24 protein-coding genes are annotated in these 25,651 nt (G+C 67.1%); 11 read left to right on the top strand and 13 right to left on the bottom strand.

Translation table 11 applies throughout. The annotated features are described in order from the left end of the window. Nucleotides 1–30 precede the first annotated feature (30 nt). From DPV79_RS02945 to DPV79_RS02935, 3 genes are all read right to left on the bottom strand, one after another. A complete protein-coding gene (locus DPV79_RS02945; RefSeq protein ID WP_113044746.1) occupies nucleotides 31–1,215 on the bottom strand; it encodes an MFS transporter in 1,185 nt (394 codons plus the stop codon). Further along, nucleotides 1,212–2,630, bottom strand: a complete 1,419-nt coding sequence (locus DPV79_RS02940; protein ID WP_113044745.1) for a D-arabinono-1,4-lactone oxidase — start codon at nucleotides 2,628–2,630, stop codon at nucleotides 1,212–1,214. Before DPV79_RS02940 ends, DPV79_RS02945 begins: the two co-directional genes overlap by 4 nt. 64 nt (nucleotides 2,631–2,694) lie before the next feature. After that, on the bottom strand, nucleotides 2,695–3,921 hold the full coding sequence (locus tag DPV79_RS02935) for an amino acid deaminase/aldolase (protein WP_113044744.1): 1,227 nt from the start codon (nucleotides 3,919–3,921) through the stop codon (nucleotides 2,695–2,697). Between the two features lie 430 nt (nucleotides 3,922–4,351). On the opposite strand from DPV79_RS02935, the gene plcR reads away from it, so the two are divergent. Both plcR and DPV79_RS02925 read left to right on the top strand, forming a co-directional pair. Beyond that, the gene (plcR, locus tag DPV79_RS02930; protein WP_060068241.1) at nucleotides 4,352–5,071 is read left to right on the top strand and encodes a phospholipase C accessory protein PlcR; all 720 of its coding nucleotides are present in this window, start codon (nucleotides 4,352–4,354) and stop codon (nucleotides 5,069–5,071) included. A gap of 66 nt (nucleotides 5,072–5,137) precedes the next feature. After that, nucleotides 5,138–6,514 carry a pectin acetylesterase-family hydrolase gene (locus DPV79_RS02925; protein ID WP_027790043.1) on the top strand — a complete coding sequence of 459 codons (1,377 nt, stop codon included), beginning with the start codon at nucleotides 5,138–5,140 and terminating at the stop codon, nucleotides 6,512–6,514. A 71-nt stretch (nucleotides 6,515–6,585) separates the two neighbouring features. Here DPV79_RS02925 and DPV79_RS02920 read toward each other — a convergent pair whose 3' ends face one another. From DPV79_RS02920 to DPV79_RS02905, 4 genes are all read right to left on the bottom strand, one after another. Beyond that, nucleotides 6,586–7,713, bottom strand: coding sequence for a J domain-containing protein (locus DPV79_RS02920; RefSeq protein WP_113044743.1), 1,128 nt, complete (start codon nucleotides 7,711–7,713; stop codon nucleotides 6,586–6,588). 108 nt (nucleotides 7,714–7,821) lie between these two features. Continuing rightward, nucleotides 7,822–8,145: a DUF4148 domain-containing protein gene (locus tag DPV79_RS02915; RefSeq protein WP_113044742.1), complete on the bottom strand. Its 324-nt coding sequence runs from the start codon at nucleotides 8,143–8,145 to the stop codon at nucleotides 7,822–7,824. 150 nt (nucleotides 8,146–8,295) lie between these two features. Next, the gene (locus DPV79_RS02910; RefSeq protein ID WP_113044741.1) at nucleotides 8,296–10,680 is read right to left on the bottom strand and encodes a DNA polymerase II; all 2,385 of its coding nucleotides are present in this window, start codon (nucleotides 10,678–10,680) and stop codon (nucleotides 8,296–8,298) included. A 184-nt stretch (nucleotides 10,681–10,864) separates the two neighbouring features. Then, entirely contained in the window at nucleotides 10,865–11,845 is a 981-nt protein-coding gene (locus DPV79_RS02905) for a LysR family transcriptional regulator (protein ID WP_060218450.1), read from the bottom strand. A gap of 103 nt (nucleotides 11,846–11,948) precedes the next feature. Here DPV79_RS02905 and DPV79_RS02900 point away from each other — a divergent pair, with 103 nt between their 5' ends. From DPV79_RS02900 to DPV79_RS02890, 4 genes are all read left to right on the top strand, one after another. After that, nucleotides 11,949–12,323, top strand: coding sequence for a nuclear transport factor 2 family protein (locus tag DPV79_RS02900; protein WP_113044740.1), 375 nt, complete (start codon nucleotides 11,949–11,951; stop codon nucleotides 12,321–12,323). Nucleotides 12,324–12,578: 255 nt separating this feature from the next. Continuing rightward, nucleotides 12,579–13,076: a hypothetical protein gene (locus tag DPV79_RS41935; protein WP_124627097.1), complete on the top strand. Its 498-nt coding sequence runs from the start codon at nucleotides 12,579–12,581 to the stop codon at nucleotides 13,074–13,076. Nucleotides 13,077–13,393: 317 nt separating this feature from the next. After that, a complete protein-coding gene (locus tag DPV79_RS41930) occupies nucleotides 13,394–13,768 on the top strand; it encodes a hypothetical protein (protein ID WP_133295609.1) in 375 nt (124 codons plus the stop codon). Beyond that, nucleotides 13,765–14,685 carry a hypothetical protein gene (locus tag DPV79_RS02890; protein ID WP_133295608.1) on the top strand — a complete coding sequence of 307 codons (921 nt, stop codon included), beginning with the start codon at nucleotides 13,765–13,767 and terminating at the stop codon, nucleotides 14,683–14,685. Before DPV79_RS41930 ends, DPV79_RS02890 begins: the two co-directional genes overlap by 4 nt. Before the next feature lie 91 nt (nucleotides 14,686–14,776). On the opposite strand, the gene DPV79_RS02885 is transcribed toward DPV79_RS02890, so the two are convergent. Continuing rightward, on the bottom strand, nucleotides 14,777–16,345 hold the full coding sequence (locus tag DPV79_RS02885) for an EAL domain-containing protein (RefSeq protein WP_113044738.1): 1,569 nt from the start codon (nucleotides 16,343–16,345) through the stop codon (nucleotides 14,777–14,779). A gap of 464 nt (nucleotides 16,346–16,809) precedes the next feature. Between DPV79_RS02885 and DPV79_RS02880 the strand changes: the two genes are divergently transcribed. Then, nucleotides 16,810–17,106, top strand: a complete 297-nt coding sequence (locus tag DPV79_RS02880) for a hypothetical protein (RefSeq protein WP_059684894.1) — start codon at nucleotides 16,810–16,812, stop codon at nucleotides 17,104–17,106. Nucleotides 17,107–17,141: 35 nt separating this feature from the next. On the opposite strand, the gene DPV79_RS02875 is transcribed toward DPV79_RS02880, so the two are convergent. After that, nucleotides 17,142–17,447, bottom strand: coding sequence for a hypothetical protein (locus DPV79_RS02875; RefSeq protein ID WP_113044737.1), 306 nt, complete (start codon nucleotides 17,445–17,447; stop codon nucleotides 17,142–17,144). Between the two features lie 84 nt (nucleotides 17,448–17,531). Continuing rightward, a complete protein-coding gene (locus DPV79_RS02870) occupies nucleotides 17,532–18,578 on the bottom strand; it encodes an AraC family transcriptional regulator (RefSeq protein ID WP_113044736.1) in 1,047 nt (348 codons plus the stop codon). A 94-nt stretch (nucleotides 18,579–18,672) separates the two neighbouring features. Here DPV79_RS02870 and DPV79_RS02865 point away from each other — a divergent pair, with 94 nt between their 5' ends. The 3 genes from DPV79_RS02865 (at nucleotide 18,673) to DPV79_RS02855 (ending at nucleotide 20,480) form a co-directional block, all read left to right on the top strand. After that, nucleotides 18,673–19,611, top strand: a complete 939-nt coding sequence (locus DPV79_RS02865) for a sterol desaturase family protein (RefSeq protein WP_113044735.1) — start codon at nucleotides 18,673–18,675, stop codon at nucleotides 19,609–19,611. A 250-nt stretch (nucleotides 19,612–19,861) separates the two neighbouring features. Beyond that, the gene (locus tag DPV79_RS43230) at nucleotides 19,862–20,158 is read left to right on the top strand and encodes a transcriptional regulator (protein ID WP_244111623.1); all 297 of its coding nucleotides are present in this window, start codon (nucleotides 19,862–19,864) and stop codon (nucleotides 20,156–20,158) included. A gap of 79 nt (nucleotides 20,159–20,237) precedes the next feature. Then, nucleotides 20,238–20,480 carry an energy transducer TonB family protein gene (locus DPV79_RS02855; RefSeq protein WP_059684901.1) on the top strand — a complete coding sequence of 81 codons (243 nt, stop codon included), beginning with the start codon at nucleotides 20,238–20,240 and terminating at the stop codon, nucleotides 20,478–20,480. Nucleotides 20,481–20,497: 17 nt separating this feature from the next. On the opposite strand, the gene DPV79_RS02850 is transcribed toward DPV79_RS02855, so the two are convergent. From DPV79_RS02850 to DPV79_RS02840, 3 genes are all read right to left on the bottom strand, one after another. Continuing rightward, the gene (locus DPV79_RS02850; protein ID WP_113044734.1) at nucleotides 20,498–22,123 is read right to left on the bottom strand and encodes a histidine-type phosphatase; all 1,626 of its coding nucleotides are present in this window, start codon (nucleotides 22,121–22,123) and stop codon (nucleotides 20,498–20,500) included. A gap of 179 nt (nucleotides 22,124–22,302) precedes the next feature. Beyond that, entirely contained in the window at nucleotides 22,303–22,737 is a 435-nt protein-coding gene (locus tag DPV79_RS02845; RefSeq protein WP_021158004.1) for an HAD family hydrolase, read from the bottom strand. 324 nt (nucleotides 22,738–23,061) lie between these two features. Next, entirely contained in the window at nucleotides 23,062–24,420 is a 1,359-nt protein-coding gene (locus tag DPV79_RS02840; RefSeq protein WP_113044733.1) for an NAD(P)/FAD-dependent oxidoreductase, read from the bottom strand. 100 nt (nucleotides 24,421–24,520) lie between these two features. Here DPV79_RS02840 and DPV79_RS02835 point away from each other — a divergent pair, with 100 nt between their 5' ends. Further along, complete coding sequence (locus DPV79_RS02835; RefSeq protein WP_021158002.1) at nucleotides 24,521–25,474, top strand: LysR family transcriptional regulator; 954 nt, start codon at nucleotides 24,521–24,523, stop codon at nucleotides 25,472–25,474. The last annotated feature ends 177 nt before the right edge of the window (nucleotides 25,475–25,651 follow it).

Genomic DNA, 25,651 nt, shown 5'->3' with positions numbered 1-25,651 from the left:
GCGTCGCGGCCACGGCATTGCGCACTGCGGTCAGGGCGCCGCGCCGGCCACGGCAGCGGGTGCCGCGCGGCGCAGTGCCAGCCGCACGAACGGGGCGGCGGCCAGCACGGCCACGCACAGCACGTGGGCGACGCGCGTGCCGCCGAAGCGGCCGAGCAGCGCGCCCGACAGCGCGGTGCCGATGCCGGCCGCGAAGAACGTGATGACGAGCGTGCGCGCGACCAGCGAGCCGTCTGGGTCGACGTCGGACAGCATGCCGGTGAGGAACGGCACGATCACGAAGAACGCACTGTTCAGCACGAACTGGCTCAGGAAGTACGCGCTGCCGCCGCGCGCGCCGAAGAACCATTCGATCGACGCGATCATCGCGAGCTGCGCGGCCCAGATCAGCGCGAGGCGGTGCCGGTGGCTGGCCGGATGCGACGGAATCGCCGCGCCGACGAAGCCGAGCAGGGACGATACCGACAGCAGCACGCCGATCGTCGTGGCCGACAGCCCGGCACGCTCGCCGACGAAACCGGCGATCGCCCATTGCGACGCCTGCACGCCATAGACGAGCGCCGTCACGACCCAGATCGCGAGCACCGGCCGCCACGGCAGCGTGCCGGCGCGCAAGCGGGCCTGCGCGGGCGCGCTCGCGAACGCGTCGATGCCGCGGATCGCGGGCGCCAGCACGGCGACGACGGCGGCCAGCAGCGCGAACACCAAGCGCCCGAGCCACGCGGCCGGCAGCGCGGAGATCAGCACGAGGATGCCGCCGTTGACGATGCCCGCGAGCAGGTTGATTTGCCCCCACAGGCGGTCGGTCGATGCGCGTTGCGACACGCCGGACGCGACGACGACGAACAGCATCCCCTCGAACAGCCCCGTCATCCCGCGTGCGAGCGCCGCCGACACGATGCCGGGCGCGACCGCGCTGAGGGCCTGGCCGGCGATCGCGCCGACCAGGCCGGCCAGCGTGAACGGCCGCGCGGCGCGCGCGATCCGGTGCGACAGCAGCGCGCAACTGATCGCGATGCCGAGGATTTCGGCGCTGACGAGCGCGGTCGCGGTGCCTTCGTCGAGCCGGAAGCGCGTCATCACCGCCGCGACGAGGAACGGCGACAGGATCAGGCCGTTGGTGGCGGCCGCGAACGCGAGCGCAAGGCGGACGACGGCGCCGGTCGACGGATCGGGACGCGATTGCGCGGCCGCGTGCAGCGTGGCGGTGCTCATGAGGCCTCCTGGCTGGATCGCGGCCGATCTTGCGCGACGCCGGCCGTTTCGTGCATCGGGTGTGTCCCGCGGCGGGCCGGCGTGGCGCGAGCGGTGGCGCTTGCGTTTGCGTTTGCGCCTGCGCTTTGCGGCAGGCCGAACAGCGAACGCAGGTACGGCGTCAGGAAGCGGCCGTGCGGGTCCATCCGCTCGCGCAGCGCGAGGAAATCGTCCCAGTGCGGGTAGCACGCCGCCAGCTCGGCGGCCTTCATCGCATGCACCTTGCCCCAGTGCGGCCGCCCGCCGTGATTGCGGCAGATGGCCTGTACGCCCGAGAAATACGCGTCGAACGGCATCCCGCGATACTGGTGCGCCGAGATGCGTACGCTGTCGCGTCCGTAGTCGGGGCTCAGCCAGATGTCGTCGCCGCGCACCCAGCGGTATTCGATCGGGAACATCAGCGGGAAGCTGCGGCGCGCGATGAATGCGCGGATTTCGCGTAGCGCGTCGGCGCCGCGGTCGGCCGGCACCGACCATTCCATTTCGTTGAAGCGCACGCGGCGCACCGTCGACAGCATCGCGTAGCTCGCATCCACGTGCCGGCCGGCCGACACGGTCGATGCGCACAGCCGGCTCAGCGCCGGGCACAGCGACGGCACGCGCCGGCCGAGCCCGCACAGCGCGCCGAACACCGTGTTCTCGAGGAACGACTCGGACGCGCGGCTGGCCCGGTGCACCGCGTCGGCCGGCTCGTCGGTCATGTCCCACGCCTTGGTCAGCACGGTGTCCGTGTGCGGGAACCAGTAGAACTCGAACGAGCGATGCTTCGCGATCAGCGCGTGCGCCTGCGCGAGGCAGTCGTCGAGCCGCATGCCGCCGCGCTCGAGGCGCAGCTTGAACGCGGGCACGAGGCGCAGGCCGATCTCGGTCAGCACGCCGAGCGCGCCGAGCCCGATCCGGCCGCCGGCGAACAGCTCGGGATGCGTGTCGGCGCTCGCGCGAATCTCGCTGCCGTCCGCGCACATGAAGGTCAGGCTGTCGATCTGCGTCGCCAGGTTGCCGAGCGTGATGCCGGTGCCGTGCGTGCCGGTGCTGGTCGCGCCGGCGATCGACTGCACGTTGATGTCGCCGAGGTTCTCCATCGCGAGGCCGTGCGCGGCGAGCGCCGGGCCCAGCGCCCACAGCCGCGTGCCGGCATGCACGCGCGCGACGCGCCGGTCGCGGTCGACGTCGATCACGCCCTGCATCGCGTCGAGCGACAGGATCACGTCGTCGGTCTGCACGAGCGGCGAGAACGAGTGCCCGGCGCCGGCCGCGCGCACGGTGGCGCCAGTTGCCGCCGCGTCGCGCAGCACCGCCGCGAGCGCGGCGTGCGACGCGGGCGTCGACACGGTTGCATCAGGACTGCAGACATATCCCGACCAGTTACGCCACATGGTATTGTCTCCGTGGTTGTCGATCGAATGAGTTGAACGGTTGAACGACGGGCCGCGCGGCCCGCTAGAAAAAGCTCTTGCCTTCGCCGCGATAGGTGGGCGCCTCGCCGACCACGCGGCCGCCGCGGATCAGCAGCAGCGTGTTGAAGCGTTCGCACAGTTCGCCGGCCTTCGCGTGGCGGAACAGGATCGGATCGCCGATCGCCGGTGCGACGTCGCGCGGCACGCGCACGGGCGTCTGCACCTCGCCCGCGCCTTCGTTGTCGATCAGCGTGCAGCCGGCAGGCAGCCACGGGCGGGGCAGCCGGCTCTTGCCGGCCGGGCCCGATGCGATATAACCGCCGCCCGAGCAGGTGACGATGCCCGGCTGCGGAATCCGCACGACCGGCAGCGCGAAGCCGGCGGCGGGTTGCGCATGAAACGCCGCATAGTGATCGAACAGCGCCGGCGCGTAGAGGCCGGAGCCGGCCGCGAGCTCGGTGACCGACGCGTCGCCCAGCGTGCTTTCGAAGCTGCCGGTGCCGCCGCCGTTCACGAAGCGCAACGTGTAGCCCGCCGCCGCGAGCGCCTGCACGGCCGCGTGGCGGCGCGCGTTGATCTCGCGCGCCGAGCGGCGCTTCAGGTGGCGTACCAGCGCGTTGCGCGCGCCGTTGCCCGGCTCCGTGTCGGCCACGCCGGCGATCTGTCCTTCGTAACCCATCAGCCCGTCGAGCCGCACGTACTGCCGCTCGCCGATGTGGTTCGCGAGGGCGAGTGCGCCGGCCACGTCGCGCACCGGCGAGCGGTACATGCCGAAATACAGGCCCGGATACGCGGACGACATGTCGAGATCGATCGCGAGCGGGAGCGTCACGCTTTCCGCGCGTGCGAGGCGGTCGATCGCGTCGACCTGGGCGGCAGCGTCGACCATCAGCGTGATCGAGCGGCCCCGCCTGAGCTGCGCGGCCACCGCGCGAAGGTCGTCGGCCTCGACGGTCGGATAGGCGACGACGATGTCGTCGAACCCGCCGTCCGCAAGCCACGCGGCTTCCGCGGCTGAATAGCACAGCAGCCCCTGCATGAACGGGCCGGCGGCGAGCACCGCACCGATCAGTTCGCGCGAGCGTACCGATTTCGTCGCGAGCCGGATCGGCACGCCGCGCGCCCGGCGTTTCAGGTCGGCGAGGTTCGCGTCGAGGCAGTCGAGATCGACGAATGCGGCGGGAAGGCGGCGGCCAGCGAGCGCGTCGCGATAGGTCGGATAGTCGTGGACGGCGGCGGGTGCGCGATGCGGAAGGTCTGCACGGCTCATGGAACGGGCTCGGCTGGGTGGGGTATGTGCCGCGCCGACCGTTCGACGCGTGTCGGAAACCAGCATAGGGCCGGCCAAAATGACGACCAAGCGCTCAGCGGGTCGTTCGACGGGTCTTATCCGGCCATCCGTATCGGCCACGCGCACGCGTGAGCGTCGCGCCCCGTGAAGATGGATCGTTGCTTGCTTGGTGTCGCGGCGCACATCGCGCGTGCCGGCGCGAACCACCGCCGGACGGGCACGACGCTCGACATCACGCGCGTGCCGATGCGACAACGAAATGCGTTTCAAACGTCTTGCCGGCCATCGCCGCTGCGCGCAGGTTTAGTGCCCGCGTTCTAGTGCCGCTTTTGACTGCATGCCGGATTCGACCTAGAACCTACTCGCGGATGCACCGGCGAAGAACGGCATGACGTGACGAGGAGGCGACGTGAAGAAGAACAGGGCACTCTGGCGGCGCACGGGCGCGATCGCGGCGATCGGCGTGGCCGTCGTCGCGATCTGGCGATACGAAGCGGCGACACCGGCGCAAGCCGCGTCGTCCGGCACGCCGGTCGCGACGGCGGGCACACGGTCCGGCGCGGCCGATACGTTCGGTACCGGCACCGGCGCCGCGACACCGGGCCCCGAGGAGCGGCGGCTCGATGTCGACGCGCTGCGCCGCAGCCTTGCCGGGCGCCCCGATGCGGACGCGGAAGTGAAGCGCGTCGTTGCATTCGCGCGCTTCCGCGACGAAGTCGCCGCTTACGGCGATCGCCGCAACAGCCTGCCGCAAGCCGAGCGCGACGCGCTCGCGCGCCGGATTCTCGACGAACTTCCCGACCACGTCGCGCGCAACGAGATCGTGCCCGTGCAGGCCGAAGCGCTGAGCGCGGCGCTGCTGACCGACACCGAAGCCGACCCGGCAACGCGCGGCGCGGCGATCCGGTCGATGCGCGCGCAATGGGACACCTATGCGCAGCGGACGGTCGGCCCGTCGCCGGCGCAGGACCCGCGCTATCTCTCGTACGAACAGCAGAGCCGCGACGTCGTCCGACAGGTTCAGGCGAGCATTCCCGATCCCGACCAGCAGCAAGCCGTCATCGCGCAACGCCTGCAGGCGCTGCGCGTCCAGCTGTTCGACGGCGCTTCACCGTCCGGCGTGCACTGAGCGCCGAATCCGCGCGGCCGGGGCGGCGCCCGGCGGCCGCGTCATGTCCATCGACAAGGAGGGGAGATGTCCACAGCACGATGCCTGCTGCGCGCGGCCGTTGCCGCGCTGCTCGGTTGCGCGGCACTGAACGGTCACGCGGCCGATACGACGATGCCGGATCCGTCGGTTCCTTATTATTCGTGGTACGAAGTGACGTTGCCCGAGAGCACCGGTGCATCGTGCGGCAACGGCACGCCGATGCGTTTCTACATCAATCGCGCGCAGTCGGACAACCTGCTGTACATGATGGAGCCGGGCGGCGCGTGCTGGGACTACGGCACCTGCACGCAGACCTCGACCGGTGCCGAGGCCGGCCTCGGCGGCTTCAATCCGGACGGCATTCCGCACAACTACATGAACGGCACCGCGAACGAGAGCCTGCTGTCGTCGTTCCTGTCGCCGCTGCTGACGCGCATGGATCTCGCGCACATTCTCGTCGGCGAGCCGAAGGTCGAAACGCAGCAATGGACACAGGTTTTCGTGCCCTATTGCACCGGAGATATCCACATGGGCAGCGCGGTGCGCAACTACACGTCGCCGTCCGGCGACTGGCGCCTGCAGCACTACAGCGGGCTGAAGAACATCCAGGCCGTCGCGCAGTGGCTGACGTCGCACGGCTTCGGCAAGCCGAACCGGCTGCTCGTGTACGGGATGAGCGCGGGCGGCTACGGCACGCTCGCGAACTACGCGACGCTGCGCAACACGCTGCAGCCGCAGGCGCACAGTTCGCTGCTCGACGACGCCGGCACGGTGTTCAACACGCCGTTCGACGCGGACGCGGCCACACATCCGTCGGTCGGCCTGTACGACCGCGTGCGCACCGAGTGGGGGATGACAGGCCCCGACGGGATGATCACCGTGAACAGCCGGCTGACCAGCCGGTTCGACCCCGGCAACATGGGGAGCGCGTACGCGGCATTGTCGGCGACCTTTCCGCATGATCGCTTCGGTTTTTCCAGCTACCAGCGCGACAAGATCATCGCCGCGTATCACTATCGCGCGTTCGTGCCGGCCGTGATCGCTGCGCCGGACGACGCGACGAAGGATGCGCTGTCGCTCGCGATGTTCGGGAAGGAGCTGGACGGGCTGAAGCAGACGCTGAACCCGTTGCCGAACTTCGGCTACTTCATGCCGTGGGCGCGCAACGACTTCATCGCCAACCATCAGGTGACGGCGGTCAGCTTCACCGGGTCGGGGATCCACGAGAACGGCACCGACGCGGATATCGGCACCTTCGTCGACAACCTGCTGAACCAGCAGGACCCGGCCGAGACGCCGGTGATGAAGGCGTTCCGCACGCAGCAGTGGTCGGATTTCACGTTCTCGACGTTTCTCGCGTGGATCGACAGCGTGTTCAACCTGACCGGCGAAGCGGGGCCGATCTCGGGGCACCGGGCGTGAACGGGTGACGGCGGCGCGGTGTGCTGCTCTGCGCCGCGCCGCCGTGTCGCCGTGCCGCCGGGCGTGCGCGTTCAGTACGAATCGTCGTCGAAGCGGGACGATGCCGGCCGGCGCTTCATGTCCTTCAGCCATTCCCTGACGTTGTCCGGGTCGTCGAATTCGCGCACCGCGATGGTCAGGTCCTGGTTGCTGCGCTGCATGCCGGCAATGTCGCGCGTCAGTATCCGCATGACCGTATCGGGCGCGATCTTGACGGACGATGCGATGCCGTAGGTTCGGCGGAAGTGGGTCTCGACGTGCCGGATCTCCTGGTCCAGCTCGCGCAGCTGTTCCTCCAGGATGCCGTTGTAGCGCATCAGCCGGTCTTCGCCGAGGCCGTCGATCGCGCGCCGGTCGATCTGCTCGATCTCCAGCTGCAGTTCCAGCAGTTGCAGCAGGTTGCCTTTCGCATACGCGTGGTTGACCCGCTGCATCAGCACGGTCTTGCGTTCCTGTTCCTTCGGATCGGTTTCGCGATCGGGATGCAGCACGCTCGCGAGCTTGCGATAGACGTCGCGGATCGACTTGCTCGATTCGGCCTGCTCGGCTTCGCGCCTCGCTTGCGCCGCCGATTGCCGGGGCGCCTTCTTGCGTTTCGCGCGCTGCGCCTCGCGGGCCTCGTGCTCGGCCATGTCGCGCCTGAACTGTTCGTCCAGCTCGGCTTGCATGCGCTCGGCGAGTTCGTCGGGCGACAGCGTGTCGAGATCGTCTTCCTGCGCGGGGGCGGGCGCCGGTTCCGGTGCCTGCTTCGGCCGTGCGCGATCGGCTGCCGTGCGGTCGTCGTCGCCGGATGCGCGGTGCCGGTTGTAGAGGATCTTCAACTGCGCGTCGTCGCTGACGTCGAGCAGGTCGCGCGCCATGTTCGCGATCACGTCGGACAGCGTGCGCTGCTCCGCCTTGCTCAAGCCCTTTTGCAGGAACGCGTCGTCGAACCGGTTGAGCAAGCTGATCCGCAACGCCGTCGCCGCCTGCTCGAGCGGCAGCAGCCCGTCGACGAATTTCTTGTGGAAGGCCGGCGTCACGGCGTCCCATGCGCCGAGGCGTTCGCGCCGTGTTTCGATCTGCTGGACGAGCGTATTGAACGTCTTCTGGGCTTTCGACAGGCTGGCTGTCTCATGGCCGGGCGCAATGACGACCGCGGCACCGCGTCGTGCGGTCATGATGAATGTCCTCCGGCCGCGGCAGGACGCGCAGCAGGCCGGTATTCTAGCCGGATGTGCGGCCGGCGGCGCGGAACGGCCCGCTTCGCCGACGCTTCCGCCAGCGCGTTACGGCCGCGGCGCCGCGACCGCCGGTGCGCCCGAATCCGTGCCCGGCGTGCCGCCCGGCCCATAGGCGGCAGCGGCGTTGTTGCGCTCCGCGAGACGCTTGGCAGTCAGGCGCTCCTGCGCGGCGACGATGTCGCCCGGATAGTTGTCCCCGTTGCTGGCGACCGGGTCGTAGCCGACGGCTTCGAGGTCGAACAGTTCCTGGCGTACCTGCGCACGCGTGAGCGTCGAGTGCGACGACTGCGCGTACGACACGGCCGGAGCGGCGAGCAGGGCAGTCGCGGCAGCGGTGGCGACGACGACGGCGGCGATGATCGATTTCATGATTTCCTCAGACGGTTGCGTGGCGGTTCACCGAACCGACGAAGCAAGTTTAGGAATCCATGCCGGCCGGATAAATGCCGATTCCGGGTGAACTGTGTTTCCGGAATGCGCCACAGTGGGCGACGGGCGTGCGGCCATGCCGCCACGTCGTCAGTCGCCGAACAACTGCCCCTGCCCGGAGATCACGCGTTCGAAATCGTCGCGCAGGAACGGCAGGATCGCGTCGGCCACGGGCTGCAGCTGGCGGCTCAGGTAGAACGCGTAGTCGATCGGCGAGCGCATCGTCTCGAGCGGCTCGGGGCCGGCCGTCGTCATCACGTAGCTGATCCAGCCGCCGCGCTGGTATTGCAGCGGCCGGCCCTGCGCGTGGTTGAACTCGTCGGCGATCCGTGCCGCGCGCACGTGCGGCGGCACGTTGCGCTCGTATTCGCGCAGCGGCCGGCGCACGCGCTTGCGGTAGACGAGCTGGTCGTCGAATTCGCCGGCCAGCGTGCGCTGCACGTAGTCGCGAATGAAATCCTGGTAGGGCTCGCGGCTGAACACGCGTCGATACAGCTCGCGCTGGAACTGCTGCGCGAGCGGCGTCCAGTCGGTGCGCACCGTTTCGAGCCCCTTGAACACGAGGTCCTCGCCGCCGTCGGCAGCCGCCGCGAGGCCCGCGTAACGCTTCTTGCTGCCTTCTTCCGCACCGCGCACGGTCGGCATCAGGAAGCGGCGGTAGTGCCGCTCGTACTGCAGTTCCAGCGCGCTCTCGAGCCCGAACTGGTCGCGCAGGTGCGCGTGCCACCAGCGGTTCACGTGCGCCACGAGCGCGCGGCCCTTGGCGCCGGCTTCATCGTCGTCGTGCGCGCGGCCGAGCCACACGAACGTCGAATCGGTATCGCCATAAATCACTTCGTAGCCCTGCGCTTCGATCAGCTCGCGCGTGCGGTGCATGATCTCGTGCCCGCGCATCGTGATCGACGACGCGAGGCGCGGGTCGAAGAAGCGGCAGCCGGTCGAGCCGAGCACGCCGTAGAACGAATTCATGATGATCTTCAGCGCCTGCGACAGCGGCGCGTTGCGCTGCCGCTTCGCATCGTCGCGGCCTTCCCACACGCGGCGCACGATATCGGGCAGGCAGTGTGCGGTACGCGAGAAGCGCGCGCCGAGAAAGCCGGGCACCGATGCGTCGTCGCCGGGATTCGCGAGCCCTTCGATCAGCCCGACCGGATCGATCAGGAACGTGCGGATGATCGACGGATAGAGGCTCTTGTAGTCGAACACGAGCACCGAGTCGTACAGCCCGGGGCGCGAATCCATCACGAAGCCGCCGGGGCTGTTTTGCCCGGTCACGTCGCCGAGGTTCGGCGCGACGTAGCCGAGCCGGTGCATGCGGGGCAGGTACAGGTGCGTGAAGGCCGCGACCGACCCGCCGGTGCGATCGGCCGCGAGGCCCGTCACGCTCGCGCGTTCGAGCGCGAAGGACAGCAGGTCCGCCTTGTCGAAGATGCGCGTGACGAGCTCGCAGTCCTTCAGGTTGTAGCGCGCGAGCGCCGGCTTGTCGTGATCGAAGCGGCGCTGGATCTCGTCCATCCGCTGGTACGGATTGTCGATCGACTTGCCTTCGCCGAGCAGCGCCTGCGACACGTATTCGAGGCTGAACGACGGGAACGTCCACGTCGCGGATTTCAGCATGTCGATGCCGTCGAGGATCAGCCGGCCGGCCGCGCCCGCGAAGAAGTGATCCGGCTGCTGGCCGTGCGCGCGCCAGTCGAGCACGCTGCCGCCGCGCCCGAGCTTCAGCGGCACGCCGTACTGCTCCGAATGCGCATGCAGGATGCGCAGGTCGAACTGCACGAGGTTCCAGCCGATCACGGCATCGGGATCGTGTGTTTCGAACCAGTCGTTGAGCCGCGTGAGTATCGCGGCGCGGCTGTCGCAATAGTCGAGGTCGAAGTCCCGCGTGCCTGCGTCGCTGCCTGCATCGCCGTTCGGCGGGCCGAGCATGTAGACCTGCCGCTGCCCGCAGCCTTCGAGCGCGATCGAATACAGCTCGCCGTGGACGCTTGTTTCGATGTCGAGCGACACGCAGCGCAGGGCCGGGCGATAGCCGGTCGCGGATTTCAGCTCGGCGCCGGTCAGCATGCCGTCGCGGCCGGGCCGGCCGCGAAACTGCACGCACGCCGTGATGAAGCGTTCCATCGCGTAGCGGTCGGGCGGTTGCACGTCGGCTTCGTAGACGTCGACGCCCGCTGCGGCGAGGCGTTTTTGCAGCCCGGACAGATGGCGATAGCGCTTGCAATAGAGGCCGACGACGGGGCGCTGCCGGAAATCGCGCAGCGTGAGCGGGCGCAACTCGGCGTCGTGCTCGCCGGCCAGCGTGCGTTCGGCGAGCGCCTGCTGTTCGGCGGGGATGAACGCGACGGCTTCCTGCGGGCGCAGGCGCACGCGGCGCGGACCGTGTTCGGTTGCCAGCCAGAACTCGATCTCGATACCGGATGCGGTGTCCCGCCAGTGGCGGGTGAGGATGAAACCCTGCTCGAACGCCGTCAAAACGCTTGCTCGTCGTGAATGCCCAGGCGGCGGATTTTAGCGCTTGAATGGCGGCCGTGCCGACGGGGGGCGTGTGGCAACAGGTGGCAGGAAGCCGGCGCGCGACGCGCGATCTTCCGCGTGCCGGCCGGCGTTCGGGTTTTTCGACGCGATTGACGTCCGGCGCGCGACGGAAAGAAGGCGACTACTCGCGACGCAGTGTTTCGAGCACGGCGGATGGCGGTTGCCGGCACGCGCCGTAGCCATTGGACTGCAACCTGGGCATCATGCCGACGACGAAGTCGATGAACGTTCTCACCTTGGCCGGAACGTGGTTCCGGCTGGGGTAGTAGACATAAAGCGGGAACGTCTCGTCGCACCAGTCGGTCAGCACCGGCTCCAGTGTGCCGGCACGCAGGTGCGTGTCGATTCCGAGGTCGATCACCTGGGCGATCCCGAAGCCTGCAACGCAGGCGCCGATCTTGGTGCCCGCATCCGTGACGGTCAGGCTGCCGGTTACGGCCACTTTCACTTTTTCGCCGTCACGCCAGAATTCCCAGTCGAAGGGGCGGCCGGTAGCCGGGTCGATGGCCAGGATGCATTCGTGGCCATCGTCGACCAGATCCTGCGGCGACCTCGGCCGGCCGCGTCGCTCGAGGTAGGACGGCGCGGCCACCGTCAGCACCCGCGGGCTGTACAGCCTTCGACAGACCAAGGTGGAAACGGATGGGGGGCCAAAGCGGATGGCGAGATCGAAGCCGTCGCTGACGAGGTCCGAGAGGTCGTTCCGGGTCTCCAGCTTCAGGTGCAGAGCGGGGTGTTCCTTCATGAACCGGGCCAGCTCCGGTGCGAGCACAAGGCGGGCGAATGCGGCATCGCACGCCACACGGAGCGTGCCGCTGGCGACCGAGGCCTGGCCGGAAGTGCCGGCGGTCGCCTCCTCGATCCCCTGCAGTAACGGCAGCACTTTCGACAACAGTTCGTGGCCCGCGTCCGTCACTTCGACGTGCCGGCTGGTGCGATGCACGAGCTTCGCGCGCAGGCGATCCTCCAGCCGCTGGATCGCGCGACTGACCGCGGGCTGAGTCCTGCCCAGGCGGGAGGCCGCTCGACCGAAGCTCCCGGATTCGGCCAGGGCCGCAAGGACGAGCAAGCCGCTTACCAGTCCTCCGTCGAGGTCTTCCATGATCCATGTGTTCCTGTAATGGCAGCGATAACCGGGTCGCCGTAGCCGAGGGCCGGGGCGATCGCTCACTATACGAGCGGTTCACTATCGAGGAAAGCCAGCCATGACCCAGACCCAGGCCGTAGTCGCGTTGATCGACGACTACTTCAATTTGGCTTACGAGCCGAAGAGCCGCGACTTCGACAAGGTTTTTCACCCGAGCTGCGTGATTCAGTGGCTCGATGAAGGCCGGTTTCGCACGCTGGCTTCGCACGAGTATGCGGCGCTCATCAACGGGAGGCCGAGTCCGCGATCGACCGGCGCGCCCAGGGACGAGGCGATCCTTTCGATGGCGCATGTGTCGGACGGCCTTTCAACGGCTACGGTGCGGGTGCGAATCGGCAACCGGCTGTTCAACGATCACTTCGTCATCCACAAGGTGGACGGCAACTGGTTGATCGCAACCAAGGCGTCCGCCGTGGTGCGTACGTTCGACTGAAGCGGCGCACGGCAGATGCGCATCGGGTTCCCGGTTTTTTTTGCGTCAACGAAATGCGATGTCTCGGCATCGACGGGGGAATCCGTAATGGGACCCTGCTCGAACGCCGTCAAGATACCCGCTCGTCGTGGATGCCCGGGCGGCCGATTTCAGCGCTTGGGCGGGGTATGCCGGGACGGGGGGCGCGATACCGTTCCGGCATCCGGCCGATGATCGTAAGATTCGGGCTCGATTGAACCCGTCAAGGATCATTGAATGAAACTCGCGATTGATCGCGTCGCACGTGTTGCCGGCTGTGTCGTCGTTGCGGCCTGCCTGTGTGGAAGCGGGCGTGCGATATGCGCTTCCCCGAAAGTGAAGGCACTGCCGGCGACCACGGAAGCCAACTGGATACAGGCGGTCAGGCAGCATCGGACAAAAGATGGCGCAACGGTTGCCGAAGTGTTGTCCTATGCGGAAAAAATGAGGCCGCGCATCTTCAAGGCCGGACGATTCGAAGTGGGTTACAACGGCGCGACCGGCGTTGCCAGCTCGGTTTCGATCGGCTACTGGATCGGAACGAAGCGCGCGCCGGACGATGCGTTCGTCGATCTCGGCTATTCGATGTCGCCCGATGGCCGCGTGATGCCTGTCTCGCCGGACGCGCACACGGCCACGGCATTGGAGAACGGACGGAAGGCGTTTCTGCGTGCCGTCGACGACGCCTATCGGGACACATGCCTGTCCGATCCCGATCATCCGCCGGCATGCTGATGAATCCCGCCCGATTGACGTCACGGAACCATCGTTCGTAGAATCGCCGGTCAAGAACAACATCATTCTGAGAGAGGCGCCATGAATGCGTACCGCATGATGGACGCAATTGCGGAACGGCCGGCTCGGCAAGCGTCGCTTGTCGCGTTCAATTTCCGGCCTGGCAATCGTGCTCCGATTCGCCACCGCAGGGCCGGGCAGCCCTGCATCGGTCGCGATGACGTGCCGACACATCGCGCAAGCTGCGTGGGAGCGCATGACGCATGCCGACCTGACTTCGCCTGTCTCGTTTCCAGTCGCCGCTGGTGAAAGCCTCCATGCCGCAGTCGACCGGCCTGTCGCTCGACATGAGCGAAGGCAATCGACCGCAAAACCGCACGCATCCACCGATCCCGATTGAATTCGGCTCGCTGTCGCTCGTCCTCGGGTTGCCGGGGCGGGCCCTTCTGCGCGACACGCTCGAGGGTCTTGGTCGTGCAGCCGGTTCGCCGGAAACGGTCGCAACCGGTGCGTCGCCCCGGTCGGGGCCGTGGGTCGCTGCCCGGAAACACCACACGAAACCCACACGCGCATTCTCCCGGCGGATGCCCGGCCGTCCTGTTGCTGCAGGGAGGGCGTGGCTGTTCGGTTTGCCTGGAAGTGCGGCGCCGCACGCATTGCCGATGAACCCATTTACCTCGGACTCCATATGAACGCCTCCTCCCGGCAAATTTCTTTACCCGGTATCGCCGCGCTCATCGCGGCGGTCATTACCACGGCGCAATTTCTGATCGGCCTTTACGTGTGGTCGACGAAGTCTTCGCCGTCCGTGAATATGCTGGCCGTGCAACTGTCCACTTTCATCGGGAGCCTGGTGTTTCGAAGCGGCCTGGTGTTCCTGATCGTCCGCTGGCACGGAGAGTACCGGGATCAGCTCGCATTCCGTCGCCCCGCGTTGCCGCTGACGGCCTTTGCGTTATGCCTGCTGGTCTGGCAGGCCGCGCAGGTGCTGGTATTCCAGGCGCTCGTGGGCATGTTGCGCGGTGGTTCTCTCAGCCTGACGCACATCGTGACGCTCATCGCGCCGGTGAATGCCGTTCTCTATGCGCTCGTCGCCTGGCTTGCGTGGTGGTTCGTCACCCACCTGTTTCGCAACGACGCGTTGCGCGGGGCGCCGCGCGGCAATGCGCGGCGGCGCATTGCGGGTCTCGCGGCCTGGTTGTTTGCCAGCGTATTGCTGCTTTTCATGACGCAGGCCGTGATGATCCTGCTCGACCATTTCGACGACGATCTCAAGCTCGTGATGCTGAACTACGTCGGAGGGATCGTCGTGCCCGCCGCGATCGTCTTCGCAGGCGCGATGCTCGGCTTGCCTCGCGATCTCGGTCGATTGCACGTCCGGCGTCTGCTGGGGGCGTCGCTTGCGTCGATGGTATCGGTCCTGCTGCTGGCTTATGCGGTGCTGCGCCTCGTGGGCGACGTGCTCGGAATAGCCAGCCTGATGTCCGGCATCATGCCGGTCGTCGTTCTCGCCGGGACCGGCGCGGCCTACTGGGTGTGGTTCCGCGTGTTCTATGCCGCTGTGCGTCGCGAGACCGCTGGACCGTCGCAAGGCATGCCGTCGGCGTGAAACCCGCAAGCGGATATGGCGTGAGCCGCGTGCGCGACCAGACGACCCGCGGCGATTCGGCAGCGGGCGCATCAGCGTACGCACCGGCGCCCTACACCCACGCGACATCCCGCTTCAAGTGCTCTGCCCGTTGCGGCCGCTGATACAGATACCCCTGCGCATACTGGATCCCGACCGTCTGCAGCGCGCGATGCTGCGCTTCCGTTTCCACGCCCTCCGCGATGATCTTCAGGTCGTAGTGATGCGCGACGGACGCGATTCCCGCGATCAATCCCGCGCTGCCGCCGTTCAGTTGCGAGACGAACTGGCGATCGATCTTCACGTAGTCGAACGGAAAACGCGACAGCATGTCGAGATTGCTGTGATGCGTGCCGAAATCGTCGATCGCGAATTTCGCGCCTTTCGCTCTCAGCGCATGGAAGATCGCGGTGGTCCGTGCGTTCTTCTCGAGCAGGATGCGCTCGGTGACTTCGAGCACCAGCGTAAAGCCGGGCGGCAGTGCGCGAATCGCGTCCTCGACGATGGACACGAACCGCGTGCGCTCGAGATCCTTCGGCGCGATGTTGACGGCGATGCGCAGCGGCATTGACGGCGTCAGCGCGGAGAGTTCCGACACGGCGGTCCGCAGCACGAATTCGGTCACTTTCGGCAGCACCGCGCTCGATTCGACCTGCGGGATGAACACCGCCGGGCTGATGGCCCCCCACTTCGGATGCTGCCAGCGCAGCAGCGCCTCGACGCCGACGGTCCTGCGCGTTCCGACCTCGACGATCGGCTGGTACACGACATGGAGTTCGTCGCGCCTGAGCGCGTTGCGCACGGCCTTCAGCAACAGCCGGCGCGGTGCCATCGCCAGCAGGTAGGCGGCCATCACGAGGCCATCCGCCAGCAGCACGATCGTGATGCCGATCAGCCGATAGTGGTGCCGAACCTGCGACGCGTAGCGCGTGGATGCCGCAACCGACACCGTGAACGGCCAGCGGGGCGACACGATCGTGCTGCCGCGTGCGGGTTCCGCGGCCGCTTCCGGCGCAAACTTCCCGTGCTGATCGAGATGGCCCGAACCCGCGATCGACAGCGTCGCGGTTTCCGTCCCGTAGCGGGCGCCGTGCGCGAGCGCGTCGGCCACGTAGTCACCTTCGACCAGGTAGAGCACGCCCGCGCCGGGCGCGGTGGCGTAAAACACGGGCAGCACCGGGATGCCCTGCTGGAACGGCGTCTGGCGCAGCAGCGTGACGAGCGTCGAACCCGGCTCCGGCTCGTGCGTGTACGCGCCCAGCGGCAAGTCGATTGCCCCCAGCGCCGACGAGCACATGACACGGCCGTCGTACACCAGCGCGACGGCGCGCAGGTAGCGCAGGCGCGTGCCTATCTCGGCGAGCGTCCGGAATACCGCCGAGCATGGCCGCCCGACGAGTGCGGTGAGTTCGTCCACATGTCGCAGGCGCGCGCCGTCCAGGATGCGGTCGACCGATGCCACGATGTCGTTCGCCACGACGTGTTCATGTTCGATGACGGTATCGCGCGCATAGCGGTCGGCAAGCGCGATCGCGAAGGCCGGCACGAGTACGCAAACGATAACGGCGACGAACAAGACGACCCGCGGCCACGCGCCGCTGCGCTGGAACACTGGTTTCGAGCCTGGCGTGAACGCCGACATTCCCGCGGTCGCCTTTGGTGTTGTGTGTTGGGAGAGGCAAGTCGTACCGGTCGATACATCGACGGCACGCCTGCGTCATGCGCGCCGCCATCTCGATGCGATCGATCCTACGGTCGCGACGGACACCCGTGACCGCCTCGTCGCAATGGGCCGTTCATTCCGAGGCTTGCCTCCATGAACATGCGCATTCGGCGCATATGAACTGGCGGAGCACACCGAAAAAACCCCGGCCGCATGGTCTTGCGGCCGGGCCGAAAAAACACCGTCTCTTGGCACGAGGATGGTGCGCGGCAAGTATAAGATGTGATGAGAGATTACGAAATATTGTTATTCAACAATTGGTGTAATTTTGTCATTGTGTCTCGACAGGAAACATTCTTTCGGGATGCTGTCTTTGCCGACCTGTCCGTGGCCCGCGATCGGTCGCCGCGCGATACGGTCGCACGTCTCGCCGGAGCTTCGGGATGGAAGAAAATACCGTGCCCACGGTCATCGTGACCGATGGTGCAGCCGCAGCCGACGGCGGTTCGCTGTGGATCCGGATCGACGTGAACGGGCAGGCCCGCAATTACGTGCTCGATCGCGCGCTCGCGTCGCGCGGCACGCCGCGCTACAACACCATCAGCGGCGCACATGGTCCGCTTTCGAAAGACGAACGAAAGGAAGCGCTTGCGCTGCTGCGCAGCATTGCCGACCCCGCGATGTGGGCCGGCATGGTCGGCACGTTCACGCAGGTGCTGCAGGCGTCCGAAGATGAGTGAACGATGCGGTGCCCGCGCGTCACGCGGGCCGCGATTCAGAAATCGTCGCGCATCTTGCGCAGCAGGTCACCGCCCGACTGGTGCGTGTCCACCGCGGTGAGGACGTCGGTCAGGAACCACGGCAGGTTCAGTTGCGTATTGGAATCGCCGACGCATACGCGGATCGGCGGCGCCTTCGACGGCGAGCGCGCGTCGGGCGTGGCGCTGCGGGACGGCACGCAGTTGTTCGCGTGCGATTGAACGGGAACCGGCCCGGCACTGCCGGATGTTGCACCGGCGGCCGCCGACAAGCTGACGGCGGCAAGCAGGGTCAGGACAGCGGCAGCGGCAACGCGTTTCATGGGATTCTCCGGCGATGCTCGTTCGACCGCGCGGGCGGACGCGAGTTCGTCGGCGGCACGGTTGCGCGCTGCGCTCAGTTGCGCTCAGCCGCGCGCGACGCTCGCCGCCCGCGCGGGTTGCCGGCTGCGCCACTGCTGCGGCGATTCGCCGGTCCAGCGCCGAAAGGCGCGCGTAAATGCGCTGTGTTCCGAATACCCGAGCAGCCACGCGACTTCCGCGAGGGTCAGCCGCGGATCGTTCAGGTGGTCGATCGCGAGCCGCCGCCGCGTGTCCTCGCGCAGTGTCCGGAAGTTGAGCCCGAGTTCGGCAAGCCGCCGATGCAGCGTGCGCGACGACAAATGCAGGTCCGACGCGATCTGTTCGATGCTCGCTTCCCCTTGCGTCAGCAGGCGCGCGACGGCTTCGCGCACCGACTGTTCGAGATCGTCCGTCTGCCGCAGCTCGGCCAGCAGCGCGCTTGCCTGGCGTTCCATCATCTGCAGCAGCGCGTCGTCCGGTTGGCGCAGCGGCTGTGTCAGCAGGTGCAGCGGGAACGCGAGGCGGTTCACCGGCTGGCCGAACCGCACCGGGCAGCCGAAATAATCGAGGTAGGGCCGATCGTCGCCGGGCGACGGGTGCACGAAGCAGACTTCGTCGGGCCCGTCACGCGTGCCGGTGATGTTGCGTGCGAACTGGACGATGGCGGTGAGCGCGACTTCGTCGACGAGCGGGCCGAGCGGCTCGGGCGCATCGTGCCATTCGATCGCGACCGACGCCGCCTCGACGCGCACTTCCATGCGCGCGACGTTCGCGATCAGGTGTTCGTATTGCTGCCAGCGCGCGAGTGCGGCGCCGGCATCGCGGCACGCATGCAGCGCGTAGCCGAGCGCGCCGAGATGGGCGGGCGTGATCCGCTGGCCGACGTGCAGGCCGAGCAGCGGATCGTCGAGCACGTGCACCGCGCTTTCGAGCAGGCGCCGCCAGTGCGCGCTCGCGTACAGCGTGAGCCCGCGGTCGTCCTCGGGCGGCCGCGCCTCGCCCAGCACGTGCGCGGCATCCTTGCCCTGCTCGGACAGATAGTCGAACAGCAGCCGCACGTAGGTGCTCGAGTAGTAGACGCGCTGTGTCGAGAGCGGGGAGGCGGCGGGCATGGCGGAAAGTGTCAAGTAATCGTCGGCAAGTGTCAACGCGGAGCGACCCGCGCGCGACCATACTGCCGGCCAGTTCCTGATCGAGGCTGCGAACATGCCGACCGAGTTGATGACGTGGCTCCACGCGTTCCTGGGTAACGACGTGGACTGGAAGCAGGTGTTGCTGATCGGCATGACGCCGGTCTTCCTGATCGCGTTCGCGATCGAATACGCGGTGATGACCGGGCGCGGCCGCCGTGAGCCGTTTCGCTGGAAGGAGATCGTCGCGAACCTGTCGCTCGGCGCCGGCTATCAGGTGGCCGAGACCGTGATGGGGCTCCTGTTCACCGGTGCGATCTTCGCGTGGGTCTACCGGCACCGGCTGTTCGACGTGCCGGTGAACGGCCTCACGATCGTGCCGATCTTCGTCGTCGTGGAATTCTGCTACTACTGGTTTCATCGCACGTCGCACCGTGTGCGCTGGTTCTGGGCCGCGCATGTGCCGCATCACAGCGGCGAAGTGATGAACTTCACGACGGCGATGCGGCAGTCGCTGCTGAACGCGTTCGTCGGCGTGTTCCTGTTCTACCTGCCGCCCGTGTGGTTCGGCATTCCGCCCGCGGTCGTGCTGTTCCTGCTCGCGGTCGATCTCGTGTACCAGTACTTCGTGCATACCGAAGCGATCGGGCGGCTGCCGCGCTGGTTCGAGTACGTGTTCGACACGCCGTCGAACCATCGCGCGCATCACGGCCGCAATCCGCGCTACATCGACAGGAATTACGGCGGCGTGCTGATCGTCTTCGATCGCCTGTTCGGCACCTATGTCGAGGAAACGGAGCCGGTCGACTACGGGATCACGCAGCAGATTCGTTCGTACAACTTCCTGGTGCTGAACCTGCACGAACTCGTCGACATGTGGCGTGACGTATTCGCGCCGGGGCCGATCCTGCAGCGGCTGAAGCATCTGTGGATGCCGCCCGAATGGGAGCGGCCGGGGCATCGGCCGATCCATACGTGGAGCGTCGAACGCAAGAGTGGCGACGGACGGGAATGAGATTCGGGCCGGCGGGGCGATCCAAACGTTAAGAATCGTTTGGATCGCCGGTCGGATGCTTGCGATGTGCATGGCGCTCCTTTATTGTGCCGCCACGACGGCGCCGACACAGGGGCGTCGAGCCAGATCGCAAGGAGCATTCGTCATTACCGCATCGACTCGTCGCACACACGTGCGTGCATTTCTCGTGGCCTCGTTCGCCTATCTCAATCTTGCACATCCTGCGTCAGCGGTCTACACGGAGGCGTGGATGAGCGACGGCGACGTGAAGGAATACGCGCGGCAGGTCAAGCATCCGGCCGTGGCGGCGAGCAGTGCGACAGCCGCAAAGCCGGTTCGGCAGCCCGTTCGCTCGCGCGCGACTGGCCCGGTCGCCGCGCATGCCGACGCGAAGCCTGCCGCCAAGTCGCAGCCGGCTGCGGCCAAGGTGCGGAAGCCTCAGGAGGCGGGGCGCACCGACCCGAAGCGGAAAACCGCCGCGAAACCGCAGCGCGTACGGGCGGTACGCACGGGTACGGTCGTGCGGCCTGAAGTGTCGAAGCATTGACGCCGCGCCGCGCGCCGCACTGCCGCGCGCTCGGTGACAATCGCAGCATTCGACGGTTACGGAGAGCATCGTGTCGCTCATGGATCGCTTGTTGTCACGTGGCGTGCCGGACACCTCGTCGCGAAGGCAGGTTATCGTGCGCGTGTGGCTCGACGAACAGGGACGCGTGCGCGATCTGAAGGTCCGGCGCAGCTGCGGCGATTCCGCGCTCGACGAGAAAGCGCTCCACGCGATTGCCGTGATGCGCTTCCCCGCCGGTCACCTCGGCTCCGGCGGGAAATCCGCCAAGCGCTGGCACGATCTCAACTATCCGGTGGACTGACGGCGCGCCGCTGTCCGTCACCGATACCCGTAACACTGCTTCAACCCCGCGTAGTCGTAGAAGTGACTGCCCGGCGTGAGCTTCGCGCCGTCGCATGCAGCCTGGAAATCCGTTTCGCGCTCGTTGTACAGCATCTTCACGATGAGACGCGATCCGTTGCGATAGACATCCCACTGCATGTTCGCGGCCATCGGCGACACCTGATCGCCGCGCCACGGGTTGTTCGCGTATGTGTACGTCTGCGCTTGCGGCGTCGGCACGAACACGTTCTTCAGGTTCATGATCGACGCAAACGGAATCATGATCTCCGCATGCGTGAAGCGCAGCTTCGCGGCGCGGGTCAGGTCGCCGCGCGCGATCGCATCGACTTCGCCGAAGAAATCGTCCTGCAGCACCTTCGCCATCCGGTACGTGACGGGGTTCGCTTCCTGGATGCCGGGCCCCTTCTGGTAGTAGTCCTCGGCATCCTGCAGATACGCGAGATACTGCGCCTGCTCCGCGCCGATGTACTTTTCCATCGTGACGCCGCCCGTTTCCGCCACCATCGCGGGCGCGACCTGCAACAGGTTGTACAGCACGTTCACCGCATCGACAGCCGTCGCGATCTTCGTCTTGCCGTCGCCCTTCAGCGTGTTGGTGAACTTGCCGTCCGCCGACGTGAACGCGTAGGTGCCCGTGTTCGCGAACGTGTAGCCGCTGGTGCCGAGCTTCGCGATGAATGCCTGCGACACGAGCGCGGACAGCACCGTTTGCGCGACGTCAGCCGCCTGCGGCGCGGCCTTGATCGCGTTGAGCTTCGCGGCCACCGTCGCGTCGTTCGCATAGGCCTGGTAGGCCTGGCTCGCCTGGTAGGTCGCGTAGTACGGATTGCCCGCATCGGTCATGAGGTCGGTGGCCGGCTTCAGCGAATGGAAGTACAGCAGGAAACGGTTGGTGCCGGCCGGCTGCGCGACCGGCGCGCTCGCGGGATAACCGGACGGCGCGGCCGGCAGCGTGATCGCCGGGGCCAGTGCCGGTTGCGCGGCCACGAGCGACGCGGAGAAAAAGGTCGAACTGTCGACCGCGCGATCCTGGCCCGAGTTGACGACGACGATCTGCCGGTTCCCGGCCGCGAACAGCGCGGGCAGTCGCTGCGCGAGGCGCGCGGCGAGTTGCTGGTGTTCACGGATGCCGGTTTGCGTGAGGTTGCCGTACCCGGGCGTGGAGATGCCCGCCACGCCATAGCCGAGCAGCGCATTGGCTTTCATCATCGCGTACGTATCGGCCTTGAGCTGTGCGCCGAGCGCGGTCAGGGCGCCGTCGGCTTCGGCCTTGACCAGCATCGCGTAGATCGCGCCGTCGTACTTGAAACCCGACAGCCCGCGCGAGCCGTGGCGTGCGACGAGTTCGGTGTAGACGGGCGCGTAGCCGGCGGGCGGTGCTTCGTACGTCGCGGCGTCCTGCTGCGGACGGTATGGCGTCTTCGTCTGGTAATAGGTCGCGGGTGCCGGCGTGGGCTGGGGTTGCGGTTGCGGTGCGGGCGTCGAGCCGCTGTTGTCGGCAGAGGCCGCGGGCGGTGTCGAGTCTTCCCCGCCGCAAGCGGCGAGCAGCAGGCAGGCAACGGCGAGGGCGGTGGCGGTGGCGGTGCGGGTCGGGCGTGTCATCGTGGTGTGCAACGGGCGGGACGATGCGGTTTCGCGTCGTCCCGTCTCCGGGAGGGATCGGTCAAGCCCGGAAGTGTTGCAAGCGACTTTGACAGCAGAATGTCAGGATTCGGTCGGGCAATCGTCGGATGGCCGCCGGATCGAGGGTGGCCGGCCGTCGCCAGCCGGTGTGCCGGCGGTCAGTGCAGGCCGGCCGATGCGATCGAGCGCACGGTGTCGGTGATGTTCACGCAGCGCGACAGGCCGAAATGCTCGGCTTCCCGGCGCTCCGGTTCGCTGCTCGCGATCCCTACCGCGCGTTCGGGCGGTACGCCGAGTGCCTGCAGTGCGACGTCGAAAGGATGCTGGTTTGATCCGGAGTCCTGCTGATTGGCGTCGGTGACGACGACCGAGAAGCGGTCGAGGTTCGCGCGGCCGAACTGGCCTTCGAACATGTCGCTGAGCCGTGCAGCCGGCAGCGTCGTGACGAGACCGAGTCGATATCCTTCTTCCGATGCCCGGTCGAGCCACTGGATGATCGCGTCGCGTTGATGGCGCGATTCATGCGAATCCGGTGTTGCTTCGATTTGCGCGAATGCTGCGTCGAGACGGGTGACGATGGCTTCGATAACCACGGTGATTCCTCTTCAGAAACGTGATGATCCGTTCGCCGACGGGAATGCCACACACCTTAGCGTCGATCCTGAAAACACAACCAATTAATATTTTTATCAGACCTATACGATTCGACTAATGAATCGGGGTGTCAGCCAGAACCGGCGCGGGATGTGTGTCGCGCGACATTTTTCGGGCGACATGCATCGCATCGACGGTCTTCGATGTGATGCACCAAAGTCGCGCACGTTGTGGATGCAACCGTCATATGCATATAAAAAAACGGCATATCGAGCGATGGTCGCCCGATATGCCGTTGTGCGATGCTGCGTGCGAGTCGTCGCTCAGTGCAGCTTGATCGACGGCTGGTTGCGGCTTTGCAGCCAGTGGCTCAGCGACTGGAACAGCGCACGCTTCACGCCGACCGCCCTGAACAGGTGCTTGCGATACAGGAACTTGTACAGGCCGATCGCGGCGAACCCGTCGACGATCAGCGAGCGCGAACGCACGCCGAGGTCGGCCTGGTACACGGCGCCCGCATGCCCGAGCGACACGACGGTGCCTGCATCACGGAACGTGAAGCCGGCCACCGGCTTGCCGGCGACGCGGCGCGCGAACGCATTGACCAGATACACGGCCTGCTGGTACGCAACCTGCGCGCGCGGCGGCAGGAAGCCGCTCGCACCGGCCGTCGGGCACGCGGCGCAGTCGCCGAACGCATACACGTGCGGATCGTCGGGCGTCTGCAGCGTGTCGGTCACGATCACCTGGTTCGCACGATTGAGCGCGATGTCGCCGATTTCGCGCAGCATCGCGGGGCCCGCCACGCCGGCCGCCCAGATCGTGATGTCGCTCGCGAGCCGTTCGCCCGTCGCGGTCGTCACGGCATCCGCGCCGACTTCCGCGACGCGGGTATCGGTCAGCACGTCCACGTTCAGCGCGCGAAGCTGCGCGTGCATCTTGCCGGACAGCCGCGCGTCGAGTGCCGGCAGGATGCGCGGGCCGCCTTCGATCAACCGGATGTGCACGTCGCGTGCGGATACCAGCGCCTTGAAGCGGTACGTCGTCAGCTGCTGGATCGCATGCCGCAATGCCGCGGCCAGCTCGACGCCCGTCGCACCCGCGCCGATCACGTTGATGCAGATCGGCGCCGCGCGCCGCGCGGGCTGCTGCTCGGCCAGGTGATTCGCCTTCGTGCAGGCCGCGAGGAACTTCCTGCGGAAATCCTCGGCCTGGTCAAGGTTTTCGAGCGGCAGCGCATGGCGCGCGGCACCCGGCACGTTGAAGAAGTTCGTCACGCTGCCGACGGCGAGCACGAGGTCGTCATAGTCGAGTTCGCGCTGCGGCAGGATTTCCGTGCCGTCCGCGTCCTGCACGGCCGCGATCGTTGCGGTGCGTGCCGCGCGGTCGACCCGCTGCAACGCGCCCTGCACGAAACGGAAACCGTGGCGCTTTGCTTGCGCCGCGTACTCGATCGTGTGCGATGCCGGGTCGCGATGGCCCGAAGCGGCTTCGTGCAGCAGCGGCTTCCAGAAGTGCGTCGGGTAGCGGTCGACGAGCACGACTTCGGCTTGCCCGCGGCGTCCGACCGTATCGCCGAGACGCGTGGCGAGGTGCAGGCCGCCGGCGCCGCCGCCGACGATCACGATGCGCGGCAGGCGCGGTGCGCGGTCCGTTGCAAGGTTGGGCGTGGTGTTGTCCATGTGGGGCTCCCGCTGAATGACGATTCGGATGACATTGCTCAAGAACCGACGATATAGTTTCGAACCCACTCGAACAATTTAATGTTTATAAGCGACCCATATGTATTCACTTATAGGAAAGACCGCGACGTTCCGGCAGCTGAAGGCGCTGGACATGATTGCGCGGCTCGGCAGCGTGTCGCGGGCGGCCGAGGAGCTGAACCTGACGCAGCCGGCCGTGTCGCTGCAGGTTCGCCTGCTCGAGGAGGCGGTGGGCGCCGCCTTGCTGCAGCGGGTGGGGCGCGGGGTACAACTGACCGCGGCCGGCGAGATCGTGTCGCGCTATGCGCGCGAGATCCTGCATCTGTGGAGCGAGGCCGGCGACGAAGTGGCCGCGCTGACGGGCGATCTCGGCGGCACGCTGCGGATAGGCGCGATCACGACGGCCGAGTACCTGATTCCGCCGCTGCTCGTGAAATTCACCGCGACGCGTCCGCATGTGAAGACATATTTCAAGGTTGGAAATCGCGACGACATCATCCGCATGCTCGCCACGCATGAAATCGATCTCGCGGTGATGGGCAGCGCGCCGAAGGAGTTGCGTACGCATGCGGTGGAGTTCGCGAAGCATCCGATGGTGTTCGTCGCGGCGCCTGGCCATCCGCTGATGCAGCGCAAGCGCATCTCGCTGAAGGATCTCGAATCCGCGCACCTGCTCGTGCGCGAACGCGGCGCGGGCACGCGCTCGACCGTCGAGAACCTGTTCAAGACGGCCGGCCACCGCTTCCATGTGGGCTCCGAACTGTCGAGCAACGAGGCGATCAAGCAGATGGCCGAAGCCGGGCTCGGTGTCGCGTTCCTGTCGTTGCACGCGTGTGCACTCGAATTGCGCACCGGGCTGCTCGGGCAACTGCCGTTCCCAGGCAACCCGATCGAACGCGAATGGTATGTGGTCACGCTCGCCGACCGGCGCATTTCGCAGGTCACGGGGCTGTTCCGCGATTTCCTGATCAAGCAGGGCGCGCCGGTGATCGACGGCGCGACGGTGGCACCGCACGAGCGGCGGCGCAAGTAGGTGGACGATGCCGGTCGCGCCGACACCGGCCGCGCGGCCGGTCAGACGAGCCCGAAGTCGTCGTTGCTGTCGGGGATCGACGCGAGCAGCCGTTCGAGCCGGTACCAGCCGACGATGCGCAGGCACCGGGCGGCGAGTGTGGTGCGGTCGTTGCGGGAGCGGGGGCCGGACGAGGGG

The organism is Burkholderia reimsis (assembly GCF_003294055.1).
In the GTDB taxonomy this organism is placed as follows: Bacteria; Pseudomonadota; Gammaproteobacteria; order Burkholderiales; family Burkholderiaceae; genus Burkholderia; species Burkholderia cepacia.
This window is presented reverse-complemented; position numbering and strand designations above follow the sequence as displayed.